Genomic DNA, 13,259 nt, shown 5'->3' with positions numbered 1-13,259 from the left:
TTTGATGTGCTTTATCACTTAAATAATCCCTTGCTCTTCCAACTTACCTAGGAAATATGGCATTTGTTGACGCCATAATGGCCAGTCGTGAGCCATATCATGTCCCCAGTAGTCGAACCAACCTGGAATGCCTTTTTCTCTAAAGACTTCTTCTAAACGTTGAGTACTGATAACGTGTTGTTCTTCCCACGCACCTTGTCCTACGGCAACAATGTAGTGATTGCGGTAGTAACGCTCTAAGAACCAATTATCGTGTTGATTCCAAAGGTAGTCGATCGGTGAGTTGAAGTAAACGGCTTCATCGCCATAATATTCGTCTGTGAAGAAGCGAGCATCATAAACACCGCTTAACGCAATAGCAGTATCAAAAAGATCAGGGTGACGAAGTGCGAAGTTGATGGTGTGATAAGCCCCCATACTGCAACCTGTTGCAATCATCGCACCGCCCCATTGTGATTCGTGACGGATTAATGGCACAAATTCGTTGATAATATAGCGGTCGTAAGCGTTATGTGCTTGTGCCATATCATGCCCTGATTTCCACTCCGCAAGCCAAGATTCGCTATCAAAGGAATCTGGCGTGTAGAATTTGATTAATCCACGATCAATAAAAGAGCGACAAGCTTCGATCATACCAAAGTTGCCATATTCATTTTGGTTTCCGCCTGATGATGGGAAAACGATCACAGGCTTGCCAGCGTGTCCATAGACATTGAAGTGCATTTCACGCCCTAATTCACCACTCCAGTGGCTACGTCTTTCAAAGTGCATTTGTTTGTCCTTTGTTTTTCTAAAAAGTAGGGACACACTGAGTGTGTCCACTTAAATAATTAAGATGTAATGGACACACGCAGTGTGTCCCTACATTTTTCATTTGTTATTGCTTCTCTTGTGCAAAACGTGCAATTTCACGCATTTGTTCCATTGTTTCCGTGCGAGCTAAAATGCCGTGTTCGCCCATAATTTTAGCGAAAACGCCCGGAACGGTTTGAACGCTGATGATATTGCCAGCAAATTTCTGACACACTTCATCAATGGTATGTTTGTAGTTTTTGTTCGCTTTGCGAGCGATGTAAACCACATTCCACGGGTGAGTGATGTTTGAGTAGAATTTGTTTTCTTTAACGATATTCGCATATTCTCTGAACACGTCAAAGTCGTTTGCATAGTTCCACATATCAATGGTTAAACCACCTGGCGGACGACAGTTGATTTCAAGTGGCATCAATTCGCCTGTTTTCTTAACACGGAAGTATTCAAAGTGGAAGAAACGCTCACGCACTTTAAAGGCATCGACACATTTTTGCCCTAATTTCACTAAATCTTCTTTGATTTCACGTGGAATGTAGTAGAACATATCGTTGTCTTTTTCAACGGTTTCTAACACCACTTCAGAATACTCAAGGCTTGAGTAGAATACGATGTTACCGTCTTTATCGGTTAAGCCGTCAAAGGTCACGATATCGCCTTCGATAAACTCTTCCATAATGTATTCAACGTGAGCATTTTTATAGCCAAAAAACGCTTCTAACTCGTCCGCTGATTTGATTTTGTACGTATCGCTTGCCCCTACGCCAGAATTTGGCTTAATGATCACAGGGAATTTTAGCTCTTTCGCTAATTTGCGCGCGTCTTCATCATCTTTAAACACACGTCCTTTCGCTACTTTTAAGCCTGCTTTACGGAACACTTCTTTCATTTGAGCTTTGGTTTTGATTGCCAACATATCTTCGTTTTTATAGCCCGATACGTTGAAATCCGTACGCAATTTTGCGTCTAACTCAAGCCAGTATTCGTTGTGGGATTCCACACGGTCAATGCGACCATATTTGTGAGCAAAGTAGCCAACCGCACGGTAAACCTGTTCATAATCTTCCATATTATCAACACGATAATACTCAGTAAGCGAGTTGCGTAAGCCTTCGCTTAATTGCTCATAAGGTGTGTCTGCGATCCCCAAGGTGTTAAAACCACTTTCACGCAATCTGACCGCAAAGGCCTCAAAATTGGTAGGAAAGTGAGGGGAAATCATCACAAAGTTCATTGGTTTGGACATAGTTCTTCCTCTAAATTTGAACAAATTATAATTAATGTTGTTTGCGATGAGATTCTAATCGAAATTTGTTTAAAATAACATGAAAAAAATGGAATAAAGAAAAGTTAAGGTATCAATTTCATATTCGTAAAATATCTATCCAAGATTATAAATATTCTCACTCCTTTAGTTGGATAACTATAATAAAGCCAAAATCCTCTCTTTATTTGCCCCTTTTACACTCAACAATGGCATAGACATCAAAAAAACGTTTAGTTGGAGAAATCGATCCTAAAAATCGTGAATTTTATCGTTTCCCAGAATTTATCTAGCAAATGACTTTGAGATACGCAGTTTTCTTGCCGAAAATAAGGTAATTTTCCACCGCACTTTTATAGAAAGAAAAATGCCGTTTGAATCTTATTCAAACGGCATCAATATCACTATCTCATTTCAAATAATTCTTGGTGGAATTTACTGTTGGCTAAACCAAGTTGCGTGGCGGTATGACGCAATGCTTACCCAAATTCATCTAAGCCACAATACCATAATGATGTATTTTGCCAATCTGAAATGGGTGCCAGTAGTTGTTTGGTATCCCAACGGCCATGTTGTGCGGAGTCGTGTAAATGTAGGCGAACATTAGCTTGTTGTGCCGCTTGTTGCAGTTGCGCGAGAAATTCGGGCGTGTTGTCGCGGTAACTGTAATATAAATCAATCTGTTGCTGATTGCCCTGTTTTGCCAATTCGCCCAAACGTGCTAAAAATGGGGTAATGCCGATGCCTGTGGCTACCCAAATTTGTGCTTCGTTTTGGGGCGTGTCAAAGGTGAATCGTCCATACGCACCTTCTAAAGTGCGGTAATCCCCAGCCATTTATGCAAGCGGTAGCCTTTATCCAAGCCGTTTAACGTATTTTCCAGCCAACGTGGACGAGTCGCCAGCAACATACACAAACTCATCGCACCAAATGCCACGATACCACTGTATTGGTTCATCACTTCACGAAAGGCAAAATAAGTAAATGGTTGTGGAAACAACGTATCCGCTATTAGCCACAAACCGCTAGAGACAATCAAAAAACCGAGTAATATCAATTTAATGTTTTTCATATGAGTTCTTTGAAATATTTTTAATGATACAAGTGATGTATCAGATAACCTGAAACCATGACATTATCGCCTATTTTCTTAAAAAAACTCAAATTAGAATAATATTTAGAAATAATTTACGCCAAATAACTCTTTAGAACTTAGTGACTTTTAACTTTATACAATCATTCAGATAGTCTGAAAGTGACTACACATCTAGCGAATACAACAAAAAATACCATCTGAAATAATCTACAACTTAGTCAGTTTGGAGAAAATAGCACATAACAAGCGGTAAGATTCGGGCAAAATTTAGCAAAAATCTATTTTGTGATCTGCGTCGAAAAATTGAATTTTATCTATTTTCTTTCTAAAAACACTGTTTATAATTACACAAATACTGAAAATAAAAACAGTATATAAAAAGGGATTAATATGAATAATCAAATTCAACTTTATATCTCAGAAGATGGCAAAATTTCACTGCAAGTGTCGCTAGATAATGAAACTGTGTGGCTCACGCAAGCTCAAATGGCAAGTCTCTTTGGTGTGAAACCGCAAAACATCACAATGCACCTGAAAAATATTTACGATGAACAAGAACTGGACAAAAATTCAACTTGTAAGGATTTCTTACAAGTTCAAAATGAAGGTAGTCGCACTGTTTCTCGTAAACGGAAACACTACAACCTTGACGCTATTATTTCAGTCGGTTATTGCATTAGCTCCAAACGTGCTACGCAATTTCGCCAGTGGGCGACACAAACCTTAAAGCAATTTTTGGTGCAAGGTTATGCGATTAACCAAAAACGCTTACAGGAAAAGGGTGTGGAATTTTGAGCAAAATTTACGCTTTGCAGATTTTCTCAAACTTACCCACAATTAAATTTTCACCCCCATCACCGCAAACATTTCTCGCCATTGATGAAACACTTGTGGAAATGGCGGTATCAGATCCCGTTCAAAATAGTATCTTGCCGTGGTCAGCACATTGACGGCAAACAGCGTAGCTTGGTAATCCCAATCGGTTGTTTTGTCTGGAAATGTATTATTCGCTTGGCGAATAAAAGTTTGTTTAATCATCGTTTCCATATCTTGATAGAGATGATGTCGGCGAGTGTCGATTTTCCATAACGCCAACAACTGACGGCGTTTTTGAAACAGTCCTTGAGCCAGTTCTTGCATTGCCTCCGTCACATTCGGCGTTGCCAAACGCTTTTGCAACATAGCGGCGTATTCTGCTTTAAAATCAGCGATCATCTCACTTGCCAACGCACTCTTACCCGAATAGTGTTTGTAAAAGGTATTGCGGTTAATCATCGCTTTATCAGCAATGTCTTGCACCGAAATCTGTTTAAATTCCTGTGTTTCCAGTAATTCCAAAAAGGCGGTGCGAATGGCGTGTTTGGTGCGAAGAATACGTAAGTCGGTCATGATTTTTTTACCGTCAATGTGAATGGGATTACTTTGATATTAGCATAAAATTTAAAAATCTGTATGCTTAACTAGGTTGCTTCAGCAAAATAAGAAGTTTGATATTTTAAGTAATAACAATGCCTTGGGTTCAGATGAAATTTTTGAGAAATCTCGTACGAAAACACTTTACAGCTAGTAAGTTTTTTACTAAAATTTTTAGTAAATTAACTACTAACAGGGGAAGAATTCATGGAAATCCCAAACCATCTAAAACATACACCAATTTTAAAAGTAGAAAACTACGATAAGATTGATGGTCCTTATCGTAACGAGACTGATGCCAAAGGGTTATCTTTGGGATTGGCTCAATGGAGAGATTCTGGTGACGACGCTTTATCTGTAAAAATTTGGCGATACACTGGAGAAAAATGGTCTCGTCAATCAGAAGAAATTCCTTTACACAGAGTTATTGATTTGGCAACCCTAGTATGCTCAGCGATTAGTTGTGTAAAAAATGGCAACTTCTTAAACAATAGCGACTTTATCATTACCAAACGTCTTGATGAAAACTTAATATCAGAACTTACAGAAAAATTAAATGATAACTACATCAAACAAGATTTAGATGAACCGTTAAAAAGACTCGCTTTGGCATTAAAAAATATTGGATACTAGCAAGTAAATAGCAATAAAGTTATTATTTTTTATGATAGTCTAAATGCTGTTTGAATGAAGTTTCAAACGGCATTTTTATTTTCCCTATAATCAATATTTCCCAAATCATCAAGATAAACATACAGATTTATAAATTTGCCTAGTTATCCCTGCATTTTACAAAATATCCACCATTTCAGACCGCTTGTAAATCGCCTACAATGAGCTTGTTTTAATCAACGATCAAATTACAAAGCAAAGTTATGAAAAATTTTATCTCTTTTTATAGAAACACTTGGTACAAGCTAACCTTTCCCGTGTTTACTACGTTGGCGTTTTATATGCTGTTTTTGGGCGTACATCAGTTTAGCGATATGCAACTGATTTTAATGGCAAGTTTGATGGCATTGCTCATTCATCAGTTTGAAGAATATGTGCTACCCGGTGGTGCGCCTGTGATTATCAATCTGGCGACTTTTAGCGAAAAGGAAAATTTTCTACGCTACCCCGGCAATATGCATTCTTCTATGTGGGTCAATACCTTGGCGCATATTGCTTACACTGTTGCCGTGATTTTTCCTGACTGGATTTGGCTGGGCATTGGCACGATGTGTTTTAACCTGTTTCAGTTTGTCGGACACGGTATTCAAATGAATAAGGCATTGAAAACGTGGTATAACCCTGGTCTTGCGTCTGTGCTGTTTTTGTTTATCCCGATTGCAAGTTATTATTTTTATTACATTAATTCGCACGAACTAGTTTCAGGCTGGGATTGGGCGTTGGGCGGATTGGGTTTTGTCGGTTTACTGTTGGTGACGACCATTGCCCCTGTGCAGTATTTTAAAAATCCGAATACGCCCTATCCGATTACGGACGAGCAATATGAAAAATTCAAAAAAATCACCGCACTTTGTCGCTTGAAATAAGGAAAACTCGATGAAATTTATTTTAAAACAATGGTATAACCTAAGTGCCGTGATCGGCGTGGCTATTTTACTGTTTACGGTGGTTACTTGGTCGCATTGGCATTATTTGCAGGCGTTGGCGTTGCTCAATTTGGGCGTGATTTTTCTGCACTTTTTTGAAGAATTTGGTTTCCCTGGCGGATTTCCGAAATTCTGCAATACGATGTTCGCGATGAAAAACAGCCCTGCCCCCGACCGTTACCCGCTCAATCCGATGTCGGCATTGTGGATCAACTGGGGGACGGCAATCGTGATGTATCTTGTGCCTGTGTTTTTCCCTGAACAAATTTGGTTAGGGCTTGTACCGATGATTTTCGGCGGCATGGCACAGTTGCTGATGCACGGCGTGGTAAATAATGTGATGCTCAAATCTCGCTACAACGCAGGGCTTGCCACCACGGCTTTAGGACACGTTCCGCTGTTTATCGCCTACGTTTACCATATCGAAACTCACCACCTTGCGACAATGTGGGACTATGTGATCGGCACGTTGTTGATGGTGCTGTGGTATGGCGGCGTGGTGCGAGTGCTGATCCCGAAAATCTGGCAACGCCTTGATAGCCCTTATCACTTTAGCCAAGCGGAAATGGCACGATTTGATAAGCTCTATCCGCATTTAGCGAATAAATAAAAAGTGCGGTTGGATTTTTGGGAGTTTTTGCAAATTTTTCTCAAAATCCGACCGCTTGTTTATAGCTTAAACTTTCCAATAAATCACAAAAGTTTTATCTATACTTGAAACTTTTACAATTTGTCAGTAAAGTTTACACCATAAACCAATGGAGTAAACCATGAAAAAAGATCTGATTTTCCGCAAACACTATTTAGAGCGAGTGCGTCCGTTTATAAACAAATCACTGATTAAAGTCTTCACGGGGCAACGCCGTGTGGGGAAAAGTTATCTGTTACTGCAAATTATGCAGGAAATTCAAGCCAGCGATCCGTCCGCTCACATCATCTATATCAACAAAGAAGATTTGGTATTTGCCCATTTAAAAACCGCCGAAGAACTGGCGGAATTTGTCCTTGCAAACAAAAAGCACGGTCAGAAAAATTACGTTTTTATTGATGAAATTCAAGAGATTAGCGAATTTGATACCGCACTTCGTTCGTTATTGTTGGACGATGAACTGGATTTATATTGCACAGGTAGCAACGCTCACCTGCTTTCACGAGATATTGCAGGCACCCTGAGCGGTCGAGCGATTGAAATCCACGTTCATTCCCTTTCGTACTTTGAATTTTTGGAATTTATGCAGTTAGAAGAGGGCGATAAAGCGATGTCGCAATTTTTGAAATACGGCGGTTTGCCCTATTTGAAAGAGTTGCCGTTGCAGGATAATGTGGTGTTTGAGTATTTGCGGAATATCTATTCCACCATTGCTATTCGGGATATTGTGAACCGCTACGCCCTGAGAAATGTGCAATTTTTAGAGCAGTTGGCTCAATTTTTGGCGAGTAATATAGGCAATCTGTTTTCGGCGAAAAAAATCAGTGATTTTCTCAAATCGCAAAGAATTTCCGCCAACACCACTCAAGTGCAAAACTACGCCGAATACCTTGCCAACGCCTTTCTGATCCACAAAGTGCCACGCTATGATATTGAAGGTAAACGGATTTTTGAAATCGGCGAAAAATACTATTTTGAAGATCTCGGCTTGCGTAACGCCTTAATCGGTTATCGTGTGCAAGATCGGGGGAAATTGTTGGAAAACTGCATTTTTAATCACTTACAAATCGCTGGTTATGATGTCAAAGTCGGCGGTTTAAACAGCCAAGAGATCGATTTTGTCGCCGAAAAAGACGGCGAACGGATTTACGTTCAAGCCACACTCACTATTAACGAAGAGAAAACGTTAGAACGAGAATTCGGCAATTTACTGAAAATTCAAGACAATTACCCGAAATTTGTCGTCACGATGGACGAATTTGACGGCAATACTTTTGAAGGTATTGAGTGTTTGAGTTTAAGAGCGTTTTTGGTGAAGTTGATGGGTTAATTGATGGAAAAGAGCGGTTGGATTTTAAGACATTTTTGCAATTTGCAAAAAATCCCAAAAATCCAACCGCTCTTTGAGCATTGTTAAGCCTTATTGCCCCTGAAATTGAGTCGCATCCGCCACCATTGCGGCTTTAAATTCACGCACGGTATAAGCGGCTTGCTGGGTTGGGAAATAGACATCTTCCGCTAAAATTTCGTCTAAGGCTGCACGGCTTGGGGCGTGGGCGATAATCACGCCGGCGGCGGCTTGGTCTAGGTAAGGACCAAGCATTAAAAAATTGCCTGCCTGAAAATATTTGGCAAACCACGCACGGTGTTGGTTGAGTAATTCATCGGCTTGTTCGGCTGGGATTTTTTGCGTGTCTAACACAATATCAATAATGTACATCGTTTGCTCCTATAAACGGTTGATTTTGTCGGCTAATTTTTTCGCGTAGGCTTTGGCGTCCGCTTGTTGGGTTTGAATGGCTTGTTCATCACGCCCTACATAGCTTACACCGTTGAGCCACATTGCCCCTTGATAATCCAAGTTGCATAAAATCGCCGTAGTTTCAAAACCCGCTAAATAATCTTCCATTGTGTGTTGGAAGAAACCGTCTTTTTGGTACACGCTTTCTGGTGCACCAGTGGTGATGGAAACCAATAATTTCTTGCCCGCTAATTTAGCAGTTGAACCGTGGGCAAAGCCGTGAACGAAGGTGTCGTCCAGCCATTTTTTCATTAAGGCTGGCATTGAATACCAATAAAACGGCACTTGCCACACAATCACATCCGCTTGTTCCACCGTACGTTGTTCATCTTTCACATCAAATTCATAATGATCGTGAAGTTGATCCAATTTGCGAATTTCCGCATTCGGTAACAAGGTTTCTAATTCGCTGATAATCGCTGCATTTGCGATAGATTTCGTTAAATTTGGGTGTCCTGAAATAATCAATACGTTGCTCATTTTTTCTGTCCTTTTTCGTGGTTGATGGCATCATTATACGTTTTTTATTGAGGTTGATAAGTCGCTCAATACCTAATTCTTTATTAGGCTAAAACGAATAATTATGGCAACGTATTAAATTGCACTGAGCCTTTATTCATCAAGAAAGCCGGGGTGATCTCAATCATTTCTTTGCCTTGCAACATATCCGCCGTTTGTTTTAAATAATCTTTAAAATGGGCGGTTTGGCGATGTTGTTGATAGGCTTGTTCGCTGGCGTAGATTTCATAAAAATACCAACGAGTCGGCTTTTCTTTATCCGTTACCGCATACATCGCCAACACATCTTGCTCCACTTTCATTGACTGTGCCATTTCCGCAATCACAATCTCACGAAAGGCTTGATTAAACTCAGGTTTAACCTCCACCATCACAAAATTATTGATGGTTTGTGCGGTTTGTTCCACTTTTTTATCTGCCAAATACTGCGGTTCTACATTGATTTTGCGTTTATGATCCGTCAAAAGCTCAGGCGATTTTTGCAAGAAAAAGCGATATTGCGGTGATTGAATGTGGGTTTGATAGGCATCGTTATCCGCATAAATTTCAAACATATACGCCATTTCAGGATTATTTTTCCGCTTTGCCGAATACATCGCCAACGTGCCTTTTTCGTTCTGAACGGACGCGGTAATGTTATATTTGCCCACTTCATCATAAGCCGCCGTTTGCCCTGCTTTGATACCTAATTCAAAAATATTCATTATCGGCGCTGCCTGTGCGGTAACGGCGGTTGAGAGTAAAAGGGTGGTAAGTAGTTTTTTCATTGTGTTTTCTCTATTCAATTACGCCTCGCCTTCCCAGCCACCGCGTGTATCTACGCCGGTGTCTTTAGCAAGTTGTTCTAACTGTGCCACTTGTTCATCTGTTAAAACCACCTGTGCCGCTTTGGCTGCGTCAGTTACGTGATGAATTTTGGTCGCCCCCACAATCGGCAACGTGCCTTTGTGAATCGCCCACGCTAAAGCAATTTGTGCTGCACTTACGCCTTGAGCTTTGCCCATTTCTGCCATTGCATTGGTGAGTTTTTCCAATTGTGGCAACACTTTATTGTAAGTCGCCGCACGCATTGAGCCTTCAGGCAGCGGATTTGCCACGTTGTAGCGACCGCTTAACGCCCCTTGTTCTAACACCATATACGAGAAGAACGTAATGCCGTTTTGTTTGCAATAATCCAGCAAGCCGTCATCAATGGAATTGCGGTAAAGCAGGCTGAAATGGTTTTGAACCGCGTCAATCTTAAAGCCTTCGGCACCCAAAATTTCGTTTACGCATTTCACTTGTTCAAGACTGTGGTTCGACACACCCACGGCTTTCACTTTGCCACTTTTTAAGGCAGGGATTAAGTATGGCGACCAACGTTCTACGTCCAGCGAGTTGTGAATCCAGTAAATATCGATTTCGTCCACGCCCAAACGTTCAAGGCTGCCTTCAAGCATTGAGATAAACGGATCCGCTTGGGTTTCGTCCGCTAAATTTGGGTAAATTTGGTAGATAAAATCACGCTGCCTTTCGGTTGTTCACGGATAAATTTACCCAATTCTTTCTCTGAGTCACCCAAGCCATAAGCATAAGCGGTATCCCATAAATTCAAGCCGTTGGCGATTGCTGCCTCGAACACCTCTTTCATTTGGGATTCGGTTAAATGGTTGCCGAACACGGTATCGCCGCCAAACATTCCCACGCCCCAAGACCAAGTGCCAAGTGCGATTTTAGGTAATTGTTTCATTGTGTACTCCTTGTTTTGAATGTTGATTATGTTGAAAGAGCGGTCGATTTTGTAAAACATTTTGCAAATATAACCGCTTGTTGTTTGTTTCCATAAAATGCGGTCATTATAAACGTTATATTTGTAATGATAAGATAGGAAATATATAATTCACTATTAGGAAAAAACTAACAATAAGGCAATAAAATGAATAGTTCCATTTTCGGTTATCTCACTGCTTTTCACAGCATTGTTGAAGAAGGCTCAATCGCAGGGGCGTCGCGTAAATTAGAAATTGCACCGCCGTCTATCAGCCAATCGCTTAAATTGCTTGAACAACACATCGGTTTGCCCCTATTCAACCGCACCACTCGCCGAATGGAACTTACCGAAGCGGGCGTGCATTTATACGAAAGCACGAAAGACATCATCAAATCTCTTTCGTCCGCGGTGGAAAGCACGCAAGATTTGAAAAATACGCCTTCGGGCGTGGTGCGAATGACTATTCCACGCGTTGCCTATTGGCTGATTTTAAAACCGCACTTTGCGGAATTTTGCCGCCGTTACCCGAACGTGCAGCTGGAAATTGCCATTGATGACGGCACGGTGGATATTCTCAAAGAAAATTTTGACGTGGGCATTCGTTTTGGCGATAAAGTGGCGGAAAATATGGTGGCGAAAAAGCTGCTCAACCCCATTCGCTTGGGCGTTTATGGATCGTCCGACTATTTCACACAGCATAAAATGCCGAAGAAATTGAGCGATTTGCACGATCATCGTTTAATCAATTTCCGCTTTACAACCTCGAACCGTTTATTTCCTTTGACCTTGAGTGAGAAAGGGCAAGATGTCAGCGTGGAAATGCCGACTAGCTTTGTCGCCAATAATTTAGAAGTGGTAATGGATGCCATCCGCGAAGGGCTGGGCATCGGACGCGTGTTTGAACCCGTGGTCGCCCAACAAGCCGATAAAGAAAACTTTGTCCCTGTTTTGGAAAAATATTGGAAATCCTTTCCCCCAATGTATCTTTACTACCTACAACACAACCAAAAGCCCGCCCGAGTCCGTGCATTGATTGATTTCTTGCTGGAAAAGGCGGAATTGGGGCTTTAGGAAAAGCTCTAGCACGAGCCGTGCTAGATTCGTTAAACTGAGCCACACTATGGCTCTTTTATTGTAAAGAGCGGTCGGATTTTGGAAAGATTTTGCAATTTGCAAATTTCTTACCAAATCCAACCGCTTTCCCCTATCTCAACTCCTGCCAAGCTTGTGAAATAATCTCTTTCGCTGCTTGAATGGCTAAAAATGACAACACAAAGGCAACAATCAAATCAGGGTATTTGGATTGGGTGAAATAAACCGCCACACCTGCCAAAATCACAGCGACATTGCCAATCGCGTCATTTCTTGAACAGAGCCACACGCCACGTATATTGCTGTCGCCCTCACGAAAACGGTATAACACCCACAATGCCGTTAGGTTGGTGAGTAAGGCTAACACGCCGACAACGCTCATTTCGCTATGATTGGGGATTTCGCCGTAAAACCAGTTATACAAAGTGGTAAACAGAATAAAGATGCCAAATCCACCCATTGTTGCTCCTTTGAGCAGTGACGCTTTGGCTCGGTAGCTTAACGCCATCGGTAAAACAATCAAGCTAATCAAATAGTTAGCACTGTCGCCAAAGAAATCCAAACTGTCCGACAGCAAGGACACCGAACCAGCTTTAATACCCATGATGATTTCGACCGCAAACATCGTTAAATTTAGCCCGAACGCAATCCATAAAGCTTTGCGATATTGATGAGAAAAGTGTGCAGTTTGTGTACTGCTACAAGTTGAACACGCCATATTATCTCCGTGAGTTTGTGTTTAAAGTGGTGTACACTGTAAACTCCGTAACCATTACAGGGTCAATAGGCGATGAGCACATTTTTTAAAATCAGTGAATTAAGCAAAGCAAGCGGTGTGAATTTAGAGACCATTCGCCATTATGAAAAGATAGGCTTGATTACCCCCGCACAACGGCAAGCGAACGGCTATCGTCTGTTTGGCGAACATCAGCTTACTCAACTGCGTTTTGTGAAAACCTGCCGTGCTATTGGGTTTAGTTTGGACGAAATCAGGCAACTTTGCCGTCTGCAAGATAATCCAAACAATCGCTGTCAAATGGCAGATGATTTGGCACAAAAACACCTTACTCACATCACCCAGCAAATTGAACAACTACAACAGGTTCAACAGTTTTTGGAACAGTTTGTGGGGTGTAAGGAAGATGATGTGGAACATTGCAGGGTGATTCAGGGGATTAAGGGGGATTGATAAAGTTACAAGCGGTCGGATTTTGAAGAAATTTTGCAGATTTTGTCTGCAAAATTTCTCAGGCAATCAGCTCTAAAA

General features: G+C 41.1%; 17 protein-coding genes and 1 pseudogene. 7 read left to right on the top strand and 11 right to left on the bottom strand.

From position 1 onward, the window contains the following. Positions 1-18: 18 nt before the first annotated feature. From C5N92_RS00765 to C5N92_RS11345, 4 genes are all read right to left on the bottom strand, one after another. Complete coding sequence (locus C5N92_RS00765; protein WP_111748976.1) at positions 19-771, bottom strand: esterase family protein; 753 nt, start codon at positions 769-771, stop codon at positions 19-21. Positions 772-877: 106 nt separating this feature from the next. Further along, positions 878-2,056 carry an ATP-grasp domain-containing protein gene (locus tag C5N92_RS00760; protein ID WP_111748975.1) on the bottom strand — a complete coding sequence of 393 codons (1,179 nt, stop codon included), beginning with the start codon at positions 2,054-2,056 and terminating at the stop codon, positions 878-880. A gap of 497 nt (positions 2,057-2,553) precedes the next feature. Continuing rightward, a complete protein-coding gene (locus C5N92_RS11350) occupies positions 2,554-2,910 on the bottom strand; it encodes a ferredoxin reductase domain-containing protein (RefSeq protein ID WP_238138415.1) in 357 nt (118 codons plus the stop codon). Beyond that, positions 2,886-3,146, bottom strand: coding sequence for a ferric reductase-like transmembrane domain-containing protein (locus tag C5N92_RS11345; protein ID WP_238138414.1), 261 nt, complete (start codon positions 3,144-3,146; stop codon positions 2,886-2,888). Before C5N92_RS11345 ends, C5N92_RS11350 begins: the two co-directional genes overlap by 25 nt. Before the next feature lie 414 nt (positions 3,147-3,560). On the opposite strand from C5N92_RS11345, the pseudogene C5N92_RS00750 reads away from it, so the two are divergent. Next, positions 3,561-3,962: pseudogene (locus C5N92_RS00750) on the top strand (virulence RhuM family protein); the annotation flags it as partial. Between the two features lie 45 nt (positions 3,963-4,007). Here C5N92_RS00750 and C5N92_RS00745 read toward each other — a convergent pair. After that, positions 4,008-4,559, bottom strand: a complete 552-nt coding sequence (locus tag C5N92_RS00745; protein WP_111748974.1) for a TetR/AcrR family transcriptional regulator — start codon at positions 4,557-4,559, stop codon at positions 4,008-4,010. 231 nt (positions 4,560-4,790) lie between these two features. Between C5N92_RS00745 and C5N92_RS00740 the strand changes: the two genes are divergently transcribed. The 4 genes from C5N92_RS00740 to C5N92_RS00725 all read left to right on the top strand — a co-directional run bounded on the left by C5N92_RS00740 (position 4,791) and on the right by C5N92_RS00725 (position 8,160). Further along, a complete protein-coding gene (locus C5N92_RS00740; protein ID WP_111748973.1) occupies positions 4,791-5,216 on the top strand; it encodes a DUF6530 family protein in 426 nt (141 codons plus the stop codon). 242 nt (positions 5,217-5,458) lie between these two features. Then, complete coding sequence (locus C5N92_RS00735; protein ID WP_111748972.1) at positions 5,459-6,121, top strand: HXXEE domain-containing protein; 663 nt, start codon at positions 5,459-5,461, stop codon at positions 6,119-6,121. A gap of 10 nt (positions 6,122-6,131) precedes the next feature. After that, positions 6,132-6,791, top strand: a complete 660-nt coding sequence (locus tag C5N92_RS00730; protein ID WP_111748971.1) for an HXXEE domain-containing protein — start codon at positions 6,132-6,134, stop codon at positions 6,789-6,791. A 160-nt stretch (positions 6,792-6,951) separates the two neighbouring features. After that, entirely contained in the window at positions 6,952-8,160 is a 1,209-nt protein-coding gene (locus C5N92_RS00725) for an ATP-binding protein (protein WP_111748970.1), read from the top strand. Positions 8,161-8,250: 90 nt separating this feature from the next. On the opposite strand, the gene C5N92_RS00720 is transcribed toward C5N92_RS00725, so the two are convergent. The 5 genes from C5N92_RS00720 to C5N92_RS11400 form a co-directional block, all read right to left on the bottom strand. Then, positions 8,251-8,550, bottom strand: a complete 300-nt coding sequence (locus C5N92_RS00720; RefSeq protein WP_111748969.1) for a YciI family protein — start codon at positions 8,548-8,550, stop codon at positions 8,251-8,253. Between the two features lie 9 nt (positions 8,551-8,559). After that, positions 8,560-9,111 (bottom strand): NAD(P)H-dependent oxidoreductase, encoded by a 552-nt coding sequence (locus C5N92_RS00715; protein ID WP_111748968.1) that lies wholly within the window; start codon positions 9,109-9,111, stop codon positions 8,560-8,562. Between the two features lie 101 nt (positions 9,112-9,212). Further along, positions 9,213-9,917 (bottom strand): putative quinol monooxygenase, encoded by a 705-nt coding sequence (locus C5N92_RS00710; RefSeq protein ID WP_111748967.1) that lies wholly within the window; start codon positions 9,915-9,917, stop codon positions 9,213-9,215. A gap of 18 nt (positions 9,918-9,935) precedes the next feature. Continuing rightward, positions 9,936-10,589 carry an aldo/keto reductase gene (locus tag C5N92_RS00705; RefSeq protein WP_255409108.1) on the bottom strand — a complete coding sequence of 218 codons (654 nt, stop codon included), beginning with the start codon at positions 10,587-10,589 and terminating at the stop codon, positions 9,936-9,938. 32 nt (positions 10,590-10,621) lie between these two features. Next, entirely contained in the window at positions 10,622-10,879 is a 258-nt protein-coding gene (locus C5N92_RS11400; RefSeq protein ID WP_255409107.1) for an aldo/keto reductase, read from the bottom strand. 186 nt (positions 10,880-11,065) lie between these two features. Here C5N92_RS11400 and C5N92_RS00700 point away from each other — a divergent pair, with 186 nt between their 5' ends. After that, on the top strand, positions 11,066-11,971 hold the full coding sequence (locus C5N92_RS00700; RefSeq protein WP_111748966.1) for a LysR family transcriptional regulator: 906 nt from the start codon (positions 11,066-11,068) through the stop codon (positions 11,969-11,971). Between the two features lie 133 nt (positions 11,972-12,104). Here the strand turns inward: C5N92_RS00700 and C5N92_RS00695 are convergent, their stop codons facing one another. Then, entirely contained in the window at positions 12,105-12,710 is a 606-nt protein-coding gene (locus C5N92_RS00695) for a cation diffusion facilitator family transporter (RefSeq protein WP_111748965.1), read from the bottom strand. 72 nt (positions 12,711-12,782) lie between these two features. On the opposite strand from C5N92_RS00695, the gene C5N92_RS00690 reads away from it, so the two are divergent. Further along, entirely contained in the window at positions 12,783-13,181 is a 399-nt protein-coding gene (locus tag C5N92_RS00690; RefSeq protein ID WP_111748964.1) for a MerR family DNA-binding protein, read from the top strand. The last annotated feature ends 78 nt before the right edge of the window (positions 13,182-13,259 follow it).

Origin of the sequence: Glaesserella australis, from assembly GCF_003260095.1 — a bacterium.
Classification (GTDB): Bacteria; Pseudomonadota; Gammaproteobacteria; order Enterobacterales; family Pasteurellaceae; genus Glaesserella; species Glaesserella australis.
This window is presented reverse-complemented; position numbering and strand designations above follow the sequence as displayed.

Bases quoted from the DNA above. Each gene is read 5' to 3' on its own strand.
- C5N92_RS00715 (WP_111748968.1), bottom strand. From the start codon at position 9,111: ATGAGCAACGTATTGATTATTTCAGGACACCCAAATTTAACGAAATCT.
- C5N92_RS00760 (WP_111748975.1), bottom strand. From the start codon at position 2,056: ATGTCCAAACCAATGAACTTTGTGATGATTTCCCCTCACTTTCCTACC.
- C5N92_RS00700 (WP_111748966.1), top strand. From the start codon at position 11,066: ATGAATAGTTCCATTTTCGGTTATCTCACTGCTTTTCACAGCATTGTT.
- C5N92_RS00740 (WP_111748973.1), top strand. From the start codon at position 4,791: ATGGAAATCCCAAACCATCTAAAACATACACCAATTTTAAAAGTAGAA.
- C5N92_RS00695 (WP_111748965.1), bottom strand. From the start codon at position 12,710: ATGGCGTGTTCAACTTGTAGCAGTACACAAACTGCACACTTTTCTCAT.
- C5N92_RS00690 (WP_111748964.1), top strand. From the start codon at position 12,783: ATGAGCACATTTTTTAAAATCAGTGAATTAAGCAAAGCAAGCGGTGTG.
- C5N92_RS00710 (WP_111748967.1), bottom strand. From the start codon at position 9,917: ATGAAAAAACTACTTACCACCCTTTTACTCTCAACCGCCGTTACCGCA.
- C5N92_RS11350 (WP_238138415.1), bottom strand. From the start codon at position 2,910: ATGGCTGGGGATTACCGCACTTTAGAAGGTGCGTATGGACGATTCACC.
- C5N92_RS00725 (WP_111748970.1), top strand. From the start codon at position 6,952: ATGAAAAAAGATCTGATTTTCCGCAAACACTATTTAGAGCGAGTGCGT.
- C5N92_RS00720 (WP_111748969.1), bottom strand. From the start codon at position 8,550: ATGTACATTATTGATATTGTGTTAGACACGCAAAAAATCCCAGCCGAA.
- C5N92_RS11400 (WP_255409107.1), bottom strand. From the start codon at position 10,879: ATGAAACAATTACCTAAAATCGCACTTGGCACTTGGTCTTGGGGCGTG.
- C5N92_RS00705 (WP_255409108.1), bottom strand. From the start codon at position 10,589: ATGCTTGAAGGCAGCCTTGAACGTTTGGGCGTGGACGAAATCGATATT.
- C5N92_RS00765 (WP_111748976.1), bottom strand. From the start codon at position 771: ATGCACTTTGAAAGACGTAGCCACTGGAGTGGTGAATTAGGGCGTGAA.
- C5N92_RS00735 (WP_111748972.1), top strand. From the start codon at position 5,459: ATGAAAAATTTTATCTCTTTTTATAGAAACACTTGGTACAAGCTAACC.
- C5N92_RS11345 (WP_238138414.1), bottom strand. From the start codon at position 3,146: ATGAAAAACATTAAATTGATATTACTCGGTTTTTTGATTGTCTCTAGC.
- C5N92_RS00745 (WP_111748974.1), bottom strand. From the start codon at position 4,559: ATGACCGACTTACGTATTCTTCGCACCAAACACGCCATTCGCACCGCC.
- C5N92_RS00730 (WP_111748971.1), top strand. From the start codon at position 6,132: ATGAAATTTATTTTAAAACAATGGTATAACCTAAGTGCCGTGATCGGC.